This is a genomic window from Thiomonas sp. FB-6, assembly GCF_000377645.1.
GTDB lineage: Bacteria > Pseudomonadota > Gammaproteobacteria > Burkholderiales > Burkholderiaceae_C > Thiomonas_A.
Map to the genome: position 1 here is coordinate 32,498 of NZ_KB898487.1, position 19,088 is coordinate 51,585.

Annotated in this window: 19 protein-coding genes and 1 tRNA gene; 15 read left to right on the forward strand and 5 right to left on the reverse strand. The window is 70.0% G+C overall.

The genetic code is table 11. The features are described from left to right. Positions 1 to 27: 27 nt before the first annotated feature. On the reverse strand, positions 28 to 900 hold the full coding sequence (locus D466_RS0113115) for a LysR family transcriptional regulator (protein WP_026285235.1): 873 nt from the start codon (positions 898 to 900) through the stop codon (positions 28 to 30). Between the two features lie 389 nt (positions 901 to 1,289). On the opposite strand from D466_RS0113115, the gene D466_RS0113120 reads away from it, so the two are divergent. The 8 genes from D466_RS0113120 to D466_RS0113155 all read left to right on the forward strand — a co-directional run bounded on the left by D466_RS0113120 (position 1,290) and on the right by D466_RS0113155 (position 7,419). Further along, the gene (locus D466_RS0113120; RefSeq protein WP_026285236.1) at positions 1,290 to 1,826 is read left to right on the forward strand and encodes a Fe-S cluster assembly transcription factor; all 537 of its coding nucleotides are present in this window, start codon (positions 1,290 to 1,292) and stop codon (positions 1,824 to 1,826) included. 95 nt (positions 1,827 to 1,921) lie between these two features. Next, entirely contained in the window at positions 1,922 to 3,142 is a 1,221-nt protein-coding gene (locus D466_RS0113125) for an IscS subfamily cysteine desulfurase (RefSeq protein ID WP_018914175.1), read from the forward strand. Positions 3,143 to 3,182: 40 nt separating this feature from the next. Continuing rightward, positions 3,183 to 3,605, forward strand: a complete 423-nt coding sequence (gene iscU / locus D466_RS0113130) for a Fe-S cluster assembly scaffold IscU (RefSeq protein WP_018914176.1) — start codon at positions 3,183 to 3,185, stop codon at positions 3,603 to 3,605. A gap of 55 nt (positions 3,606 to 3,660) precedes the next feature. Next, positions 3,661 to 3,984, forward strand: coding sequence for an iron-sulfur cluster assembly protein IscA (gene iscA / locus D466_RS0113135; RefSeq protein ID WP_018914177.1), 324 nt, complete (start codon positions 3,661 to 3,663; stop codon positions 3,982 to 3,984). A gap of 21 nt (positions 3,985 to 4,005) precedes the next feature. Continuing rightward, on the forward strand, positions 4,006 to 4,614 hold the full coding sequence (hscB, locus tag D466_RS0113140; RefSeq protein WP_369759424.1) for a Fe-S protein assembly co-chaperone HscB: 609 nt from the start codon (positions 4,006 to 4,008) through the stop codon (positions 4,612 to 4,614). Positions 4,615 to 4,699: 85 nt separating this feature from the next. Further along, positions 4,700 to 6,583, forward strand: a complete 1,884-nt coding sequence (gene hscA / locus D466_RS0113145; RefSeq protein ID WP_018914179.1) for a Fe-S protein assembly chaperone HscA — start codon at positions 4,700 to 4,702, stop codon at positions 6,581 to 6,583. 4 nt (positions 6,584 to 6,587) lie between these two features. Continuing rightward, on the forward strand, positions 6,588 to 6,923 hold the full coding sequence (gene fdx / locus D466_RS0113150; RefSeq protein ID WP_018914180.1) for an ISC system 2Fe-2S type ferredoxin: 336 nt from the start codon (positions 6,588 to 6,590) through the stop codon (positions 6,921 to 6,923). A gap of 1 nt (position 6,924) precedes the next feature. Beyond that, the gene (locus tag D466_RS0113155; RefSeq protein ID WP_018914181.1) at positions 6,925 to 7,419 is read left to right on the forward strand and encodes a hypothetical protein; all 495 of its coding nucleotides are present in this window, start codon (positions 6,925 to 6,927) and stop codon (positions 7,417 to 7,419) included. Between the two features lie 27 nt (positions 7,420 to 7,446). Here the strand turns inward: D466_RS0113155 and glp are convergent, their stop codons facing one another. The 3 genes from glp to moaA are packed head-to-tail and all read right to left on the reverse strand — an operon-like array spanning position 7,447 to position 10,527. Then, positions 7,447 to 8,706, reverse strand: a complete 1,260-nt coding sequence (gene glp, locus D466_RS0113160) for a gephyrin-like molybdotransferase Glp (RefSeq protein ID WP_018914182.1) — start codon at positions 8,704 to 8,706, stop codon at positions 7,447 to 7,449. Between the two features lie 47 nt (positions 8,707 to 8,753). Further along, entirely contained in the window at positions 8,754 to 9,383 is a 630-nt protein-coding gene (gene mobA, locus D466_RS0113165; RefSeq protein ID WP_018914183.1) for a molybdenum cofactor guanylyltransferase MobA, read from the reverse strand. Position 9,384: 1 nt separating this feature from the next. Further along, positions 9,385 to 10,527 (reverse strand): GTP 3',8-cyclase MoaA, encoded by a 1,143-nt coding sequence (gene moaA / locus D466_RS0113170; protein ID WP_018914184.1) that lies wholly within the window; start codon positions 10,525 to 10,527, stop codon positions 9,385 to 9,387. Between the two features lie 173 nt (positions 10,528 to 10,700). Here moaA and D466_RS0113175 point away from each other — a divergent pair, with 173 nt between their 5' ends. Both D466_RS0113175 and D466_RS0113180 read left to right on the forward strand, forming a co-directional pair. Beyond that, entirely contained in the window at positions 10,701 to 11,483 is a 783-nt protein-coding gene (locus D466_RS0113175) for an SDR family oxidoreductase (protein ID WP_018914185.1), read from the forward strand. Positions 11,484 to 11,493: 10 nt separating this feature from the next. Next, positions 11,494 to 11,934 (forward strand): thioesterase family protein, encoded by a 441-nt coding sequence (locus D466_RS0113180; RefSeq protein WP_018914186.1) that lies wholly within the window; start codon positions 11,494 to 11,496, stop codon positions 11,932 to 11,934. Positions 11,935 to 11,973: 39 nt separating this feature from the next. Here the strand turns inward: D466_RS0113180 and D466_RS0113185 are convergent, their stop codons facing one another. Continuing rightward, positions 11,974 to 12,804, reverse strand: a complete 831-nt coding sequence (locus D466_RS0113185) for a squalene/phytoene synthase family protein (RefSeq protein WP_018914187.1) — start codon at positions 12,802 to 12,804, stop codon at positions 11,974 to 11,976. A gap of 138 nt (positions 12,805 to 12,942) precedes the next feature. On the opposite strand from D466_RS0113185, the gene D466_RS0113190 reads away from it, so the two are divergent. The 5 genes from D466_RS0113190 to lon all read left to right on the forward strand — a co-directional run bounded on the left by D466_RS0113190 (position 12,943) and on the right by lon (position 19,074). Next, positions 12,943 to 13,029, forward strand: a tRNA-Leu gene (locus D466_RS0113190). Between the two features lie 43 nt (positions 13,030 to 13,072). Continuing rightward, positions 13,073 to 14,386, forward strand: coding sequence for a trigger factor (gene tig / locus D466_RS0113195; RefSeq protein ID WP_018914188.1), 1,314 nt, complete (start codon positions 13,073 to 13,075; stop codon positions 14,384 to 14,386). Between the two features lie 213 nt (positions 14,387 to 14,599). Continuing rightward, positions 14,600 to 15,208, forward strand: coding sequence for an ATP-dependent Clp endopeptidase proteolytic subunit ClpP (gene clpP, locus D466_RS0113200; RefSeq protein WP_026285239.1), 609 nt, complete (start codon positions 14,600 to 14,602; stop codon positions 15,206 to 15,208). A gap of 34 nt (positions 15,209 to 15,242) precedes the next feature. Continuing rightward, complete coding sequence (gene clpX / locus D466_RS0113205; protein ID WP_018914190.1) at positions 15,243 to 16,511, forward strand: ATP-dependent Clp protease ATP-binding subunit ClpX; 1,269 nt, start codon at positions 15,243 to 15,245, stop codon at positions 16,509 to 16,511. 130 nt (positions 16,512 to 16,641) lie between these two features. After that, positions 16,642 to 19,074 (forward strand): endopeptidase La, encoded by a 2,433-nt coding sequence (gene lon / locus D466_RS0113210; protein ID WP_026285240.1) that lies wholly within the window; start codon positions 16,642 to 16,644, stop codon positions 19,072 to 19,074. The last annotated feature ends 14 nt before the right edge of the window (positions 19,075 to 19,088 follow it).

Genomic DNA, 19,088 nt, shown 5'->3' on the forward strand with positions numbered 1-19,088 from the left:
CGGCGGGGCCGGAAAGCCCGGGATGGCTCAGTGCCAGGCCAGACAGTGCTCGACGAAACGCTGCAGGGGCTGCGACAGCACCTTGCGCCGCGGATGGATGCGGAACAGGGTCCGGCGCAGCTTGGGCAGCGCCGCGTCCACCCGCTGCAGCCGGCCATTATCCAGCCAGTCCTGCACCACGCGCAGGGACAGGCAACTGACCCCCATGCCCTCGGCCACCGCGCGCTTGATCGCCTCCGAGTTGCCCAGGTGCATGGTCGAGCCGAAGGTGCCCAGGTGCGGCAGCAGCAGCGACTCCACCGCCTCCAGCGTGCCCGAGCCGGGCTCGCGCAGGATCCAGCGGGCTGCCGACAGCGTGCCGGGCTTCGCCGGATCGCGCGCCACCGGGTGCGTGGGGGAGGCCACCACGCAGAGTTCGTCCTCCAGCCAGGGATGCACCTCCAGGTCCGGATGGTGGCAGGGGCCCTCGATGAAGCCGATGTCCACGCGGTAGGCGGCCACCGCGTCGACCACGTCGCGGGTGTTGCCCACGTCCAGTTCCACCTGCACCAGCGGCCAGCGCCGCTGGAAGGCGCCCAGCACCGAGGGAATCATGTAATTGCCCACGGTGGTGCTGGCCCCCACGCGCAGCGCCCCGGCGCCGTCGTCGAAAAGATGCTCGATCTCGCGCATCTGGTCCAGCACCGCCAGCGCGCGCGGCAGCAGCAGGCGCCCGCAATCGTTGAGCACGACGCGCTTGCCCACGCGGTCGAACACCTTGGTGCCCAGCTGGCTCTCCAGTTCGGCCAGCGCCGCGCTGACGGCCGACTGGGACAGGGCCAGTTGCTTGCCCGCCTCGGTGGTGCTGCCGCTGCGGGCGATCGAGGCCATGACGTCGAGCTGGCGAAGTGTGAGTCTCATCGAAATTTCCGGTTGATCTCATTCTAACCGGCGTCTCAAGTGGTTGATCTAAGGGCGCACCCACCCCCAGGCGCGCGCCCGAATAGCCCTGTGCCATTCAACCCTTCCAGGAAAAAACCTTTCTCGAACAGCAGCTTGCAAATGCCTTGATTGTTGATGGGAACCTAAGGTCATGCGGCGACTCCTAGGAGTTCGAGCTCGGCGCGCCTGGGACCGCGGGTATCCACCCGTGACAGGTCCCTCGGGGTGCCGGGAAGTTGACGAATTCGGTAGGGTTTTCTACAATCCCGACTGAATTCGTCAGGTATTGGGCGGTTCCGGCCGCAAGGCCCGGCGGCACGATCGCCGGGCCGGAACGGGCGGATGCGCTCGCACACTTGGAGACCACCATGAGACTGACGACCAAAGGACGATTCGCGGTGACCGCGATGATCGACGTGGCCATGCGGCAGCATCTCGGCCCGGTAACCCTGGCCAGCATCAGCCAGCGCCAGCATATTTCGCTGTCGTACCTGGAGCAGTTGTTCGGCAAGCTGCGGCGCCACGAGCTCGTCGAGTCGGTGCGCGGCCCCGGCGGCGGCTACAGCCTGGCCCGGCGCCCGGAGGACATCTCGATCGCCGACGTCATCATCGCGGTGGACGAGCCGCTGGACGCCACGCAGTGCGGCGGCAAGGCGAACTGCCAGGGCGACGGCATCGCCGGGCGCTGCATGACCCACGACCTGTGGGCCGCGCTGAACACGCGCATGGTCGAGTTCCTCGATTCGGTCAACCTCAAGACCATGGTCGAGCAGAACCTGGCCCAGGGCGTGTCCATCGAGCAGACCGCGGTGATCCGCAAGCCCGTCTCCCCGATGCCTTCGGTCAAGCCGGCCAAGGTGCGGGCCCCCAACTCGGTGTTCAACCTGGCGCAGAACCTGGCCTGAGCGCCGCGGCGCGGTCGGGGCGGTGCGAGGCACCGCTCCGGCATCCCGCCCGGCGCCCTGATCCCAACCCTAGGACTTCGGACGCAAACGCGATCATGCCCACCACCCCGCACTTCCCGATCTACATGGACTACGGCGCGACCACCCCGGTCGATCCGCGCGTCGTGGAGGCCATGATCCCGTGGTTGTACGAGCACTTCGGCAACCCGGCCTCGCGCAGCCACGCCTGGGGCTGGGAAGCCGAGGAGGCGGTGGAGCGCGCGCGCTCGCAGGTGGCCGAGCTGGTGCACTGCGACCCGCGCGAGCTGGTGTGGACCTCCGGCGCCACCGAGTCCATCAACCTGGCGCTCAAGGGCGCCGCGCATTTCTACCAGGGCCGCGGCAAGCACATCGTGACCCTGCGTACCGAGCACAAGGCCACGCTGGACACCTGCCGCGAACTCGAGCGCCAGGGCTTCGAGGTCAGCTACCTGGACGTCGAGGCCGACGGCCTGCTCGACCTGGAGCGCTTCAAGCAGGCGCTGCGCCCGGACACCATCCTGGCCTCGGTGCTGCTGGTCAACAACGAGATCGGCGTGATCCAGGACGTCGGCGCCATCGGCGCGCTGTGCCGCGAGCGCGGCGTGCTGCTGCACGTGGACGCAGCGCAAGCCACCGGCAAGGTCACCATCGACCTGCAGGGCAGCCCGATCGACCTGATGAGCCTGGCTTCGCACAAGACCTACGGCCCGAAGGGCGTGGGCGCGCTGTACGTGCGGCGCAAGCCGCGCGTGCGCATCGAGGCGCAGATGCACGGCGGCGGCCACGAGCGCGGCATGCGCTCGGGCACGCTGCCCACGCACCAGATCGTGGGCATGGGCGAGGCCTACCGCATCGCGCGCCTGGAAATGGGCACCGAGATCGAGCGCGTGCGCATGCTGCAGACGCGCCTGCTCGAAGGCATCCGCGGCATCGACGAGGTCTACATCAACGGCCACATGGAGCGCCGCGTGCCGCACAATCTCAACGCGAGCTTCAATTTCGTCGAGGGCGAGTCCCTGATCATGGCGCTCAAGGGCATCGCCGTGTCCAGCGGCTCGGCTTGCACCTCGGCCAGCCTGGAGCCCTCCTACGTGCTGCGCGCCCTCGGCCGCAGCGACGAGCTGGCGCATTCCTCGCTGCGCATGACCATCGGGCGCTTCACCACCGAGGAGCAGATCGACCAGGCCGTGGCGCTGCTCAAGGAAAAGGTGGGCAAGCTGCGCGAACTCTCGCCCTTGTGGGAAATGCACCAGGACGGCATCGATCTCAACACCATTCAGTGGGCCGCGCACTGAGCGGCCCGCCCAGCGCCCCGACTCGAATCAGGAGAACATCATGGCCTACAGCGACAAAGTCATCGATCATTATGAAAACCCGCGCAACGTCGGCTCCTTCGCCAAGGACGACCCCGCGGTGGGCACCGGCATGGTCGGCGCGCCGGCCTGCGGCGACGTGATGAAACTGCAGATCCGGGTCAACGAGCAGGGCATCATCGAGGATGCACGCTTCAAGACCTACGGCTGCGGCTCGGCCATCGCGTCGTCGTCGCTGGTGACCGAGTGGGTCAAGGGCAAGTCCCTCGACGACGCGCTGAAGATCCGCAACACGCACATCGCCGAGGAACTGGCGCTGCCGCCGGTGAAGATCCATTGCTCGATCCTCGCCGAGGATGCCATCAAGGCCGCCGTGAAGGACTACCAGGAACGTCACGGCGCCGGCGCGCGGCCGGCCGCCGAGGCGCAGCAGGCCGCCGCCTGAACGCCTGGCGCGGCAAGGAACCCACGTCGAACCCGTCGTACCGGAGCAAGTTTTCATGTCCATCACCCTGACCGAAAGCGCCGCCAGTCACGTCTCCAAATACCTGTCCCAGCGCGGCAAGGGCGTCGGCGTGCGCCTGGGCGTCAAGACCACGGGTTGCTCGGGCCTGGCCTACAAGCTCGAGTACGCCGACGCGGTCGCGCCCGAGGACGAGGTGTTCGAGAGCCACGGCGTGAAGGTGCTGGTCGACCCGCAAAGCCTGAGCTATCTCGACGGCACCGAGCTCGATTTCGTGCGCGAGGGATTGCAGCAGGGCTTCAAGTTCAGCAATCCCAACGAGCGCGACCGCTGCGGCTGCGGCGAGTCCTTCCGGGTCTGAGTCTTCGACACGGACACCGATTTGGACACCGCAGTCCATGGCCGCGTGCACGGCTCGCCCCAGCAAGGGGCGAAGGCCGGCGCCGATTTCCGCGGCGATCACTTCGCGTTGTTCGGGCTCGAGCCGCGTTTCGCGCTCGACACCGAGGCGCTGAGCGCCGAGTGGCGCCGACTGCAGGCGCTGGTGCATCCCGACCGCTTCGCCGGCGGCGGCGATGCGCAGGCGCGCGTGGCCATGCAGTGGTCCACGCTGGTCAACACCGCCTACCGCACGCTGCTCGACCCGCTGGCCCGCGCTGCCTACCTTTGCGAACTGCGCGGCGTGGCCATCGATGCCGAGCGCAACACAGCGATGCCCGTGGATTTCCTCGACGAGCAGATGCAGTGGCGTGAAGACCTCGACCAGGCGCGCGCGGACGGCGACGCGCAGGCCCTGCAGGCGCTGTCGGCCCGCGTGGAGCAGCGCCGGCGCGAGGTGTTGCGCGCCATCGAGCGGCACCTGGACCAGGCGCCGCCCGAGGCCGAGGAGGGCGCCGCGCGCGAAGCGGCGGCCGAGGTGCGGGTGCTGATGTTCATCGAGCGTTTCCGCCGCGACCTCGCGCCGCGCGCGCGCAGGCCCGAGGCGAGCTGACGGCCCGCGCGGCGCCTCCCGGTCCCCCCTTCTTGCGTTTTCCACGAATCCCAGCCGCGCGGACCGCCGCGCGGCGAAAGCCAGCATGGCCCTGCTCCAGATCTCCGAACCCGGTCAGTCTCCCGATCCCCACCAGCGCCGCGTCGCCATCGGCATCGACCTCGGAACCACGCATTCGCTGGTCGCCGCGGTGCGCAGCGGCGTGGCCGAATGCCTGCCCGACGCGCAGGGGCGCGTGCTGCTGCCCTCGGCGGTGCGCTACGCGGCCCGTTCGCACCCCCAGGTGGGCTGGGAGGCGCTGGCCGCGAAAGTGGCCGATCCGCACAACACGGTGGTGTCGGTCAAGCGCTTCATGGGGCGCGGCCTCGACGATCTTGATCCCCACCAGCGCGCCGCCTACGACTTCGAGCAAGGCCCCGGCATGGTGGCGCTGCGCACGGCGGCCGGCGTGAAGACCCCGGTGGAGGTCTCGGCCGACATCCTGCGCGAACTCGGCGCACGGGCCCGCGAGGCACTGGGGGTGGAACCGGTGGGCGCGGTGATCACCGTGCCGGCCTATTTCGACGACGCCCAGCGCCAGGCCACGAAGGACGCTGCGCGCCTGGCCGGCCTGCCGGTGCTGCGCCTGATCAACGAGCCCACCGCGGCCGCGCTGGCCTACGGGCTGGACCGCGCCGCCTCCGGCGTGTGGGCCGTGTACGACCTGGGCGGAGGCACCTTCGACGTTTCCGTGCTGCGCCTGAGCCGCGGCGTGTTCGAGGTTATGGCCACCGGCGGCGACACCGCACTGGGCGGCGACGACTACGACCAGCGCGTGGCCGCCGAACTGTCCCGGCGCGCCGGCCTGGGCGAGCTCGACGCCGCCGCGCAGGCGGCGCTGCGCCGCGCGTCGCGCCAGGCCAAGGAAAGCCTGAGCTCGCAGCCGCGGGTGCCGGTAAGCCTGGATCTGGGCGCGGCCGGCAAGGTCGACACCGTGCTGAGCCGCGAGGACTTCGCGGCCTGCACCCGCGAGCTGACCCAGCGCACGGTGGAACTGCTGGCCGGCGTGCTGGACGATGCCGCCGTCGCCCCGCAGGACATGTCCGGCATCATCCTGGTCGGCGGCGCCACCCGCATGCCCGTCGTGCGCGAGGCGGTGCGGGACTTTTTCGGGCGCGAGCCCATGACCGACCTCGACCCCGACGAGGTGGTGGCCGTCGGCGCGGCGCGCCAGGCGCATGCCCTGGCGGGCAACAGCGACGACGACACCCTGCTGCTGGACGTCATCGCCCTGTCGCTGGGCCTGGAGACCATGGGTGGGCTGGTCGAGCGGGTCATTCCGCGCAACAGCACCATTCCCACCGCGCGGGCGCAGGAATTCACCACCTACAAGGACGGCCAGACGGCCATGTCCATCCACGTCGTGCAGGGCGAGCGCGAACTGGTGTCCGACTGCCGCTCGCTGGCGCGCTTCGAATTGCGCGGCATTCCCCCCATGCCGGCCGGCGCGGCCCGCGTGCTGGTCACCTTCCAGGTGGACGCCGACGGGCTGCTCGAGGTCAGCGCGCGCGAGGCCAGCAGCGGGGTGCAGGCGCACGTCGAGGTGCGCCCCAGCTACGGGCTGGACGACGCCCGCATTGCCGACATGCTTCGCGCGGCCTTCAGCCACGCCGACGCCGACGCCGCCTCGCGCGCGCTGCGCGAGGAGCAGGTGGAGGCCGAACGCCTGCTCGACGCCACGCGCACGGCCATGCAGGCCGATTCCGACCTGCTGCTCCCCGAGGAGCGCGACGCCATCCACGCCGCCATGGCGGCGCTGGCGCAGGCCGCGCGCGCCGAGGACCACCTGGCCATCCGCGACGCCATCGGGCAACTGGCGCGGACCACCGAGCCTTTCGCCGCGCAGCGCATGAACCGCAGCATCCAGCGCGCGCTCGCCGGGCGCAGCATCGACAGCCTGGCCGGCAACGACGCCGGCGACGGAGAATGACCCCATGCCCCTGATCACCGTACTGCCGCACCAGGAATACTGCCCGCAGGGCGTCAAGGTCGAGGCCGAGCGAGGCACCTCGATCTGCGAGGCCCTGCTCGAGCACGGCATTCCGATCGAGCACGCCTGCGAGATGTCCTGCGCCTGCACCACCTGCCACGTGATCGTGCGCAAGGGCTTCGACTCGCTGGGCGAGGCCGACGAGAGCGAGGAGGACCTGCTCGACCGCGCCTGGGGCCTGGAGCCGAGCTCGCGCCTGTCCTGCCAGGCCATCCTCGACGGCGAGGACGTGACCATCGAGATCCCGAAGTACTCGATCAACCATGCGAAGGAGGGATGACATGGACGTGCCGACCATCGACCAGGCCTACGCCCAGCTGCAGGCGCAGGACCAGACCATCGCGCAGGAACTCCAGGCGCTCGCCGGCAAGCTGCAGACCGCCGCGCAGGGGGGCAACGCCGACGCGCGTGAATGGCAGCTCGACCTGCGCGAGCTGGCGCTGGCCGTGCAGGCCCAGCAACAGCAGATGAACGCGCTGTTGCAGGCCATCCACGCCATGTGGCAGGCCGAGCACGAGCGCATGCAGGCGGGGTCCGGGCAGGCCGTGGCGCAGCCCGCGCCGCAGGCGCCGGCCTATGCCCCCGGCTACCCCCAGCAGGGCGGCTATCCGCAACAGGGCTATCCCCAGCAAGGCGCCTACCCCCAGCAGGGCTACCCGCAGCAGGGCGGCGTCGGTTCCATGCTGCGCGGATTCCTGGGCTCCGGTTTCGGCCAGGCCGTGGCGATGGGCGCCGGAATCGGCCTGGGCGAGGACCTGATCAACCAGATTTTCTGAGGCCTTCGCGCGGCGGCGCGACGGTGTTCACGCCAGGCCGTCGAAGGGCAGGAAGTCCACTGCCTCGCCCGCGGCCACGTTGCCGCGCTCGTGCTCGAGCACCAGCAGGCCGTCGGCCTGGCTCATCGAGTGCAGCACCCCCGAGCCCTGGTTGCCGGTGCTGGCCGCCTCCCAGCGCCCGTCCGGCAGCCGGCGGAGCGTGGCGCGCTGGTATTCAGTGCGCCCCGGGCGCTTGCGCAGCGCCTGCGCGGCCACCGCGCGCAGCGTGGGCAGGGCGCCCGGGCTGGCGCCCATGAAGCGCAGCAGCAGCTCGCGCACCAGCACGTAGAAGGCCACCATCACCGCCACCGGGTTGCCCGGCAGGCCCAGCAGCACCGTGTGGCCGCGCTCGCAGCGCAGCAGGCCGCAGGCCAGCGGGCGGCCCGGGCGCAGCGCCACCTGGCGGAAGGACACGTCGCCCAGCCGGGCCATCGTGCGCCCGAGGTGGTCGGCGTCTCCCACCCCGACGCCGCCGGAGCTGATCACCACGTCGGCCTGTTCGCAGCCGCGGCGCAGCGCGGCCTCCAGCAGATCGGGCTGGTCGGGCACGAGCCCCAGGTCCAGCGGCTCGCAGCCCAGGCGCGCGAGCATGGCCCACAGGGTATGCCGGTTGCTGTCGTAGATGCAGCCTGCGTCCAACGGCTGGCCGATGGAGCGCAGTTCGTCGCCGCTGGACAGGAAGGCCACCTTCAGACGCCTGCGCAGCGGCAGCTCGCCGATGCCCAGCGAGGCGGCAAGGCCCAGATCGGCGGCGTGCAGCACGCGCCCTTCGTGCAGGGCCGGGCGCCCCGCGGCCAGGTCCTCGCCGCGGCGGCGCACGTGGTCGCCGGCGCGCACCGCGCCGGGCGGAATGTGCAATTCCCCGCCGCTCTCTCGGCACAGCTCCTGCGGCACCACGGTGTCGCAGCCGGGAGGCATCACCGCGCCGGTCATGATGCGCACGCAGGCCTGCGCCGGCAGCTCGCCGACGAAGGCATGGCCGGCGAGCGCGCGCCCGGCCACGCGCAGGCGCGCCGGCGCGCCCTCCAGCAGATCGGCGCCGCGCAGCGCGTAGCCGTCCATCGCGGCGTTGTCGTGCGCGGGCACGTCGAAGGGGGCGACCACGTCCGCGCCCAGCACGCGCTGCAGCGCCTCGTGCAGCGGCACCAGCCGGGTTTCCAGGTGCGGGGCGGGCAACTGCAGCAACAGCTCGCGCGCCTGCTCCACGCTGAGCAGGGCGTCGTCGCTGCGGGGGGAGGGCGGCGGCATCGGGGGCTCGAGTTGTCGCTGGGTCGCGTGGTCGGAGGGGCTGTGGTTCAGCGGGGCGCCTGCAGCGCTTCCAGCTGCTGGGGCAGGTTGATATTGTCGAAGGCCCGCAGGTCCTCGAAGGCGGCCTCGGCGAATCCCACCGTCTGCAGCCAGGCTTCGACCTTGCGGCCGCCGCCGCGCAGGAAAACCAGCAGCGAGTCCAGCAATTCGCGGCGCAGCAGCGCGTACACCGGCTGACGGCGCCCGCCGGCCACCGCGATGGCCGCGTCGCGTCCGGCCGCCAGCGCGGCTTCGCCCAGGCGCCGCGCCAGGTCCTGCGGCAGCCAGGGGCCGTCGCAGGGCACGCACAGCAGCCAGGGCGTGGCGCAGGCGCGCAGGCCCGCGGCCATGCCTGCCAGCGGGCCGGCGAAGTCTTGCGGCTGCTCGTCGGCCAGCACCCGCGCGCCCAGGCTCGCGTAGTCGTCCAGGTTGCGGTTGGCGCTGATCAGCAGTTCACCCACCTGGGGGCGCAGGCGGCGCAAGGCCAGGGCGGCCAGGCTCTCGCCCCGCAGCTGCAGCAGCCCCTTGTCGGCACCGCCCATGCGCGAACCGCGCCCGCCGGCCAGCAGCAGGCCGGTGATGCGCGCGGAGGCAATCGAGGCGGGCGCGGCGCCGGGACGGGGATCGCCGGGCGGCATCTCAACCGCCGATGTAGGACATCTCGACCCGCCGCGGCGACGGCGTGCCGCCGGTGTCCGGAGCGGCCTGGCCGCGCAGCTCGGAGTAGCGGTCGGCACGCGCGCCCCACACCTGCGCGATGGCGCCGCGCAGCGCCTCGTCGCTCACCGCCTGCACGCCGCGCTGGGCGTCGCCGCGCAGCAGCGCGCGCAGGTCGTGGCCGTGGCTGGCGAACAGGCACAGGTACAGCTTGCCCTCCATCGACAGGCGTGCGCGGTTGCAATCGCGGCAGAAGGCGCGCGTGACGCTGGAGATCAGGCCGATTTCCAGGCTGCCGTCGGCCAGCATCCAGCGCTCGGCGGTCTCGCCCGCGACGCTGGGATCCAGCGCGCGCAGGGGGTAGCGCTCGCCGATGCGCTCGAGCAGTTCGGCGGCCGGCAGCACCTGGTCCATGCGCCAGCCGTTGGTGTTGCCCACGTCCATGAACTCGATGAACCGCAGCACCACGCCACTGCCGCGGAAATGCTCGATCATGGGCAGCACCTGCTGGTCGTTGACCCCGCGCTGCACCACCATGTTCACCTTCACCGGCGCCAGCCCCGCCTGCTGCGCGGCGCGAATGCCCTCGAGTACCGTGGCCACCGGGAAGTCCACGTCGTTCATGCGCCGGAACACCTCGTCGTCCACCGCATCCAGGCTGACGGTGACGCGGTGCAGCCCGGCTTCGCGCAGCGCCTGCGCCTTGCGCGCCAGCGCCGAGGCGTTGGTGGTCATGGTCAGCTCCACCGGCTCGCCGTCGGCGCCCCGCAGGCGTGCCAGCATGGCCACCAGCTGTTCCACGCCGCGCCGCAGCAGCGGCTCGCCGCCGGTGATGCGCAGCTTGCGCACGCCGAGCTCGACGAAGGCGCGCGCCACGCGCTCGATTTCCTCGAAGCGCAGCAGTTCGTCATGGCGCAGGAATTCGTACTGCGTGTCGAAGATCTCCTTCGGCATGCAGTAAGTGCAGCGGAAATTGCAGCGGTCCGTCACCGAGATCCGCAGATCGTGCAGCGGGCGGTCCAGGCGGTCGTGAACCTGGCTGCCCGCGGCGGGCGCGACGGCCGGGACCTGGGGGATGCTCGCCGCGTAGCGGTGGTCGACCAGCGGAATGGTTCGTTCGGACATGGCCCCATTATCGACAAATCCGCGGGCCGCCGCCGCCCGGATCGGGCGTTGCGTGCGCCGGCCGCGGCCCGGGCGCTTGCGGGCGACGGCGTTGTTGCGACGCGTCAAGGCGCGTAGCATCGGGCGCTTGCGGCGGCAAGGGCCGAGCCGCACCCTTCGTCCTCATCCCATCCATGGCTTATACGATCGATCTTTCCGGGCGCGTCGCGCTCGTCACCGGAGCCTCCAGCGGCCTGGGCTGGCAGTTCGCGCGGGCGCTGGCGGGCGCCGGCGCCGCCGTGGTGCTGGCCAGCCGGCGCGCCGAACGCCTCAAGGAACTGCGCGCCTGCATCGAGGGAGCAGGCGGCGACGCCCACGTGGTGGCGCTGGACGTGGACGACCCCGCCAGCATCCGCAGCGCGGTGGCGCACGCGGAAACCGAGGTGGGCAACATCGACATCCTGGTCAACAACGCCGGCGTGTCGGTGGCCTCCAAGCTGGTGGACGTGCGCCCCGAGGACTTCGACCTGATGTTCGACACCAACGTGCGCGGCGCCTTTTTCGTGGCGCAGGAAGTGGCGCGGCGCATGATCGCGCGTTCGCGCGGCGCCTCGCCCGGCACCTGGGCCGGGGGGCGCATCGTCAACATCGCCTCCATGGCCGGCCTGCGCGTGCTGCCGCAGATCGGCGTGTACGCGATGAGCAAGGCCGCCGTGGTGCACATGACCCGTGCGATGGCGCTGGAATGGGGGCGCTTCGGCATCAACGTCAACGCCATCTGCCCCGGCTACATCGATACCGAGATGAACCACGAGCACTGGGACACCGAGGCCGGGCGCAAGCTCATGGACATGCTGCCGCGCAAGCGCGTGGGCCGCGCCGAGGACCTGGACCCGGTGCTGCTGATGCTGGCCAGCGGGCAGAGCCACTTCGTCAACGGCGCGGTCATTTCCGCCGACGACGGCTTCGGCGTCTGACGGGGGCACGATGGAACTGAGCCTTCCCGAGCAGCGCCGGCTGGTGTTCGAGACCGTCGTGCCCATGCGCTGGGGCGACATGGACGCCATGGGCCACGTGAACAACACCCTGTATTTCCGCTACATGGAAATCGGCCGCATGGACTGGCTGCACTCGCTGCTGGAGCAGGCCGGCCAGGGGCCCGACGCGCCGCCGCCCGGGCAGGGGCCGGTGGTGGTCAACGCCTTCTGCAACTTCCTGCGCGAACTGCGCCACCCCGGCTCGGTGCTGGTGCAGGTCTATGCCGCCAACCCCGGGCGCAGCAGTTTCGACACCTTCTACGAACTGCTGCGCGAGGACCGCCCCGGCGAGGTCTACGCCAACGGCGGCGCCAAGGTGGTGTGGATCGACCACGCGCTGCGCAAGAGCGTGGAACTGCCCGCGGCGATGCGCCGCGCGGTGGCCGGCTGACAGCCCGGCCGGGCCGGGGGGCCGGGCAGGGCAGCGACATTACGCGCCGAACTTGGCGCGCCAGGCCTCCCATAGCAGGCGCAGCGGCGGCAGGCTGATGCGCTGCTCCAGCAAGGCGTAGTCGGCCTGCTCGAGCTCGCGCAGCAGCGCCGCGCCCATGCGGCCCAGCGCGTCCGGCACCCGTCCCGCGCGCCCCATGCCGCGGGGGCGCAGCGCGCGCGCCGCCTGCAGGCGCCCGGCGGCCTGGGCGCCGGCATCGCGCAGCGCGGCGCGCAGGGCCGGCGAGTCGCGCAGTTGCGTGAAATCGTGCTCGCCCAGCCCGTGCGTGCGCAGCAGCGAGCGCGGCAGGCGCACCATCTGTTCGCGCGCATCGCGTCCCACGTCGCGCAGCAGCATCAGCAGGTCCAGCGCAGCCGCCAGTTCGGCGAAGTAGGCCTGCGCGGCGGTGTCGGCGCTGCCGGCCAGGGCCATGGCCACGCGCGCCACGCTGCCGCTGCCGCGCAGCAGATCGGCGTGCAGGCCTTCCCAATCGGCGCGCGCCGCCGGCGCCGCGGGCTGCACCGTGTCCAGCGCCTGCTCCAGCAGCGCCGGGGCGCCCGGGGCCTCGCGCAGGGCAGGGTGCAGCTCGCGCAGCAGCGGGTGGTCGGGGCGGCCCTGCTCGATCTGTTGCAGCTGCGCGCGCCACCAGCCCAGCTTGGCCGCGCCCACGATCGGGTCCGACACCGAGGCCGGGATCACCCGCACCGCGCGCCACCACGCCTGCAGCAGCAGCAGCTGGCGCCGCCGCGGCCCGGCCAGGTGCATCGTGGCGTAGTACCACGCGGTGCCGCGTGGCGCGAAATCGGGCTGCAGGGGGTCTTGGGAGGCCATGGCAAGGGAGTCGGAAGTGGCGTCGTCGCTGGCCCTGTGGGGCGCGCCCGCCGCAAAGGATAGAATGGTTCTTTCGCCGACGTCTGCGCGACGCCGCGGGCATCACGCCGGCGTCGAGGACGGGACGACGGGACTCGCGCGAGGGTGGCGAAATTGGTAGACGCACCAGGTTTAGGTCCTGACGCCCTCACAGGCGTGGGGGTTCGAGTCCCCCCCCTCGCACCACGACGCCGCCGGCCGAACTTTTGATCGAACAACGGATTTTTCCATGACAGCCGTAGAAACCCTGGATAAGCTGCAACGCCGCATCACCGTCTCGGTGCCCAAGGCGGACCTGCAGAGCGAAGTCGTGGTGCGCCTGAAGAACATGTCCCGCACGGCGCGCGTGTCCGGATTCCGCCCCGGCAAGGTGCCGCTGGCCGTGCTGCAGAAGCGCTACGGCCCGTCGGTGGAAGCCGAGGTGCTGCAGGACAAGGTGGGCCAGGTGTTCTTCGAAGCGGTGCGCGCCGCCCACGTGCGCGTGGCCGGCATGCCCCGGTTCACCCCGCACGACGGCTCCGACGCCGCCGAGGCTTTCGCCTTCGACGCCGAGTTCGAGGTGTACCCCGACATCGCCCTGGGCGATCTGTCCGGCGTGGAGGTCGAACGCGCCAGCTGCGAGGTGGACGACGCCGCGGTGGAAAAGACCGTCGACGTGCTGCGCCGCCAGCGCCGCAGCTTCGTCGAGCGTGACGCCGCCGACGGCGCCGCGCGCGAGGGCGACCGCGTGACCGTGGACTTCGCGGGCACCATCGACGACGTCGCCTTCCCGGGCGGCAGCGCCGAGGGCTTCGCCTTCGTGCTGGGCGAGGGCCGCATGCTGCCCGAGTTCGAGGCCGGCGCGACCGGACGCAAGGCCGGCGAGGAAACCGACTTCGACCTGCACTTCCCCGAGGACTACCAGGGCCGCGAGGTCGCCGGCAAGACCGCCCGCTTCCACGTGCGCGTGCAGAAGGTGGAAATGCAGCAGCTGCCGGAGGTGAACACCGAGTTCGCCACCGAGCTGGGCGTGCCCGACGGCGACGTGGCCAAGCTGCGCGACGACATCCGGCGCAACCTGGAGCGCGAGGTGAAGGCCCGCCTGAGCTCGCGCAACCGCAATGCCGCGATGGAAGCTCTGCTCAAGGTCAACCCGGTGGACCTGCCCGCCGGCGTGGTCGCCGAGGAGATAGACAACCTGATCCGCGGCGCCCGCGAGGACCTGGCCGGCCGCGGCATGAAGGACGTGGACAAGCTGCCCATCGCCCCCGACATGTTCCGCGACCAGGCCGAGCGCCGCGTGCGCCTGGGCCTGATCGTGGCCGAGCTGGTGAAGGAAAACGAACTGCACGCCAAGCCGGAGCAGATCCGCGCCCACGTGGAGAACCTGGCTTCCAGCTACGAGGATCCGCAGGAAGTCGTGCGCTGGTACTACGGCGACCAGCAGCGCCTGTCGCAGGTGGAATCCATCGTCATCGAGAACAACGTGGCCGACTACGTGTTCGAGAAGGCACGGGTCACCGACAAGGCGCTGGGCTTCGACGAACTGATGCAGTCGAACTGAAAAGCGCGCCGCCCCGCTGCGCGAGTCCGCCCAGGGCCGCCCGGCCCGCGTCCTGCTGCCACCCGGCGGCGGCGCGGCCGGGCGGTTTTTCTTGGTGCCCCGAATGCCCCTTCTTTTAGGCGGGTCAAAGCCCGCGTTGCCGTGGCGCGACCGTTCCGGGCGACGTGGCGGGGGGCATGCTAACCTTGAAGCATTCCATCGCAATCCACAGTCATGAGTGCCCTCGAAACCCAAAACCTCGGCATGGTGCCGATCGTCATTGAACAAAGCGGTCGCGGCGAGCGGGCCTACGACATCTATTCGCGCCTGCTGCGCGAGCGGGTGATCTTCCTGGTGGGGCCGGTCAACGATCAGACGGCCAACCTGGTGGTGGCGCAACTGCTGTTCCTGGAATCCGAGAATCCGGACAAGGACATCTCGCTGTACATCAATTCCCCGGGCGGCTCCGTCTCGGCCGGGATGGCGATTTTCGACACCATGCAGTTCATCAAGCCCGACGTGTCCACGCTGTGCGTGGGCCTGGCCGCCAGCATGGGAGCCTTCCTGCTGGCCGCCGGCGCCAAGGGCAAGCGCTACTCGCTGCCCAACTCGCGGGTGATGATCCACCAGCCGCTGGGCGGCGCCCAGGGCCAGGCCACCGACATCGAGATCCAGGCGCGCGAGATCCTGTACCTGCGCGAGCGCCTCAACCGCATCCTCTCCGAGCGCACCGGCCAGCCGCTGGAAAAGATCGCCCTCGACACCGAACGGGATTTCTTCATGTCCGCGGACCAGGCCAAGGAATACGGCCTTCTCGACGAAGTCATCGCCACCCGCACCTGAGACTCGTCTCCTTCACGTATCACCCTAGCGAGCCATGGCTGAGAAAAAGACACCCACCGGCGAGAAGATCCTGTATTGCTCCTTCTGCGGCAAGAGCCAGCACGAGGTGAAGAAGCTGATTGCCGGCCCGTCGGTGTTCATCTGCGACGAGTGCATCGACCTGTGCAACGAGATCATCCGCGACGAAGCGGTGGCGGCCGACAAGGCCGAGCGCCAGGGGCGCTCCGAGCTGCCCATCCCGCAGGAGATCAAGGACATCCTCGACCAGTACGTGATCGGCCAGGAAGCGGCCAAGCGCATCCTGTCGGTGGCGGTGTACAACCACTACAAGCGCCTGCAGCACGGCGCCAAGCCCGGCGAGGTGGAACTGAGCAAGAGCAACATCCTGCTCATCGGCCCCACCGGCTCGGGCAAGACCCTGCTGGCGCAGACCCTGGCGCGGGTGCTCAACGTGCCCTTCGTGATCGCCGACGCCACCACGCTGACCGAGGCTGGCTACGTGGGCGAGGACGTCGAGAACATCATCCAGAAGCTGCTGCAGAGCTGCAACTACGAGATCGACAAGGCGCAGCGGGGCATCGTCTACATCGACGAGATCGACAAGATCTCGCGCAAGTCCGAGAACCCCTCGATCACCCGCGACGTCTCCGGCGAGGGCGTGCAGCAGGCCCTGCTCAAGCTGATCGAGGGCACCATGGCCTCGGTGCCGCCGCAGGGCGGGCGCAAACATCCGAACCAGGATTTCATCCAGGTCGACACGACGAATATCCTGTTTATCTGCGGCGGCGCATTCGACGGTTTGGAGAAAATCATCCAAAACCGCTCGGAGAAATCCGGCATCGGGTTTTCCGCCACCGTCCGCAGCAAATCCGAGCAGAGCCTGTCGGAGACCTTCGAGCAGATCGAACCCGAGGATCTGATCAAGTTCGGGCTGATCCCCGAGCTGGTGGGCCGTCTGCCGGTGGCCGCCACGCTGTCCGAGCTGGACGAGGAGGCGCTGGTGCGCATCCTCACCGAGCCGCGCAACGCGCTGGTCAAGCAATACCAGAAGCTGTTCGAGATGGACGGCGTGAAACTCGAGTTCCGCTCCTCGGCGCTGGCCGCGGTGTCGCGCAAGGCCCTGCAGCGCCGTACCGGCGCGCGCGGGCTGCGCTCCATCGTCGAACAGGCGCTGCTGGAAATCATGTTCGAGATCCCCAACATGAAGGGCGTGACGGCGGTGACGGTGGACGAGAACACCATCGCCAGCGGCGCCAAGCCCCTGCTCACTTTCGAGGACAAGGCGCAAGCGGCTGGCGCCTGAGTACCTCGGCGCGCGCAAAGCCCCGGCGCGCCGAAGCTTCGACCCGGCATTCCAGGGGGTGCCGCGCCCGCGGGCTTGCAATTCCCGGCCGGCGCCCCATCTGTGCACCATGACTTTTCAGGGGGCCAAGATGGCTGAATCCCAGATCACCACCCCGGCGGAACCCACCGCCACGACCGCGGTGCCCTTGCTGCCGCTGCGGGACGTCGTCGTTTTCCCGCACATGGTCATTCCGCTGTTCGTGGGCCGGCCCAAGTCGATCCGCGCGCTGGAATCCGCCATGGAGGCGGGTAAGCAGATCATGCTGGTGGCCCAGAAGACCGCCGCCAAGGACGAGCCCAAGCCCGAGGACCTGTTCGAGACGGGCTGCATGTCCACCATCCTGCAGATGCTCAAGCTGCCCGACGGCACCGTGAAGGTGCTGGTCGAGGGCGTGCAGCGTGCCAAGGCGCACCGCGTGGAGGACAACGGAGACTTCTTCGTCTGCGACGTCGAGCTGGTCGACGCCGGCTCCGAATCCTCGGCCGAGTCCGAGGCGCTGCGCCGCGCCGTGGTCACCCAGTTCGACCAGTACGTCAAGCTCAACAAGAAGATCCCGCCCGAGATCCTCACCTCCATCTCCGGCATCGACAACCCGGGCCGTCTCGCCGACACCATCGCCGCGCACCTGCCGCTCAAGCTCGAGCACAAGCAGACCGTGCTGGAGCTCTCCGACGTGCACGCGCGCCTGGAGAACCTGCTCGAGCAGCTCGAGCGCGAGGTCGACATCCTGCAGGTGGAAAAGCGCATCCGCGGGCGCGTGAAGCGCCAGATGGAGAAGAGCCAGCGCGAGTACTACCTCAACGAGCAGGTCAAGGCCATCCAGAAGGAACTCGGCGAAGGCGAGGAGGGCGCCGACATCGAGGAGCTGGAGAAGAAGATCAAGGGCGCGCACATGCCCAAGGACGCGCGCAAGAAGGCCGACGCCGAGCTCAAGAAGCTCAAGCTCATGTCGCCCATGTCGGCCGAGGCCACCGTGGTGCGCAACTACCTCGACACCCTGGTGGGCCTGCCCTGGGCCAAGAAGTCCAAGGTGCGCCACGACCTGGCCTTCGCCGAGCAGGTGCTCGACGAGGACCACTACGGGCTCGAGCGCGTGAAGGAACGCATCCTCGAGTACCTCGCGGTGCAGCAGCGCGTGGACAAGGTCAAGGCCCCCATCCTGTGCCTGGTGGGGCCCCCCGGCGTGGGCAAGACCTCCCTGGGTCAGAGCGTCGCGCGCGCCACTGGACGCAAGTTCGTGCGCATGGCGCTGGGCGGCGTGCGCGACGAGGCCGAGATCCGCGGCCACCGCCGCACCTACATCGGCTCCATGCCGGGCAAGATCCTGCAAAGCCTGGGCAAGGTCGGCGTGCGCAACCCGCTGTTCCTGCTCGACGAGGTCGACAAGCTGGGCATGGACTTCCGCGGCGACCCTTCCTCGGCGCTGCTGGAAGTGCTCGACCCCGAGCAGAACCACACCTTCAGCGACCACTACGTCGAGGTCGACTTCGACCTGTCCGACGTGATGTTCGTGGCCACCAGCAACTCGCTGAACATCCCGCCGGCGCTGCTCGACCGCATGGAAGTCATCCGGCTGTCGGGCTACACCGAGGACGAGAAGGTCAACATCGCCCAACGCTATCTGGTGCCCAAGCAGATGCGCAACAACGGCGTGAAGGAAGACGAACTCGACGTGACCGAGGACGCCATCCGCGGCATCGTGCGCTACTACACGCGTGAAGCCGGCGTGCGTTCGCTGGAGCGCGAGATCTCCAAGATCTGCCGCAAGGCGGTCAAGGGCCTGCTGCTCAAGAAGTACGGCGCCAAGGTGGTGGTCACGGCCGACAACCTCAGCGAGTTCCTGTCGGTGCGCCGCTTCAACTTCGGCCTGGCCGGGCGCGAGAACCAGGTGGGCCAGGTGGTGGGCCTGGCGTGGACCGAGGTGGGCGGCGAGCTGCTCACCGTGGAAGCCACGCGCCTGCCGGGCAAGGGCAACATCATCCGCACCGGCTCGCTGGGCGACGTGATGAAGGAGTCCGTGGAAGCCGCTCGCACCGTGGTGCGCGCGCGCGCCAAACGCCTGGGCATCAAGGACGAGGTGTTCGAGAAAAGCGACCTGCACGTGCACGTTCCCGAGGGCGCCACGCCCAAGGACGGCCCCAGCGCCGGCATCGCCATGACCACCGCCATCGTCTCGGCGCTCACCGGCATCCCGGTGCGCGCGGACGTGGCGATGACCGGCGAGATCACGCTGCGCGGCGAAGTGCTCGAGATCGGCGGCCTGAAGGAAAAGCTGCTGGCGGCGCACCGCGGGGGCATCAAGACCGTGATGATCCCCGAGGAGAACGTCAAGGACCTGCAGGAGCTGCCCGAGAACATCAAGAGCAGCCTGGAGATCGTCCCCGTGAGGTGGATCGACAAGGTGCTGGAAGTCGCGCTCGAGCACGTCCCCCAGCCCCTGGCCGAGGACCCGCCGGCGGCGGGCGCGGCGGCGGCCGGCGAGCCGGCCGCCGGCACCATCGAGGCGACCACCCGGCATTGAGCCATTCCGCCCGT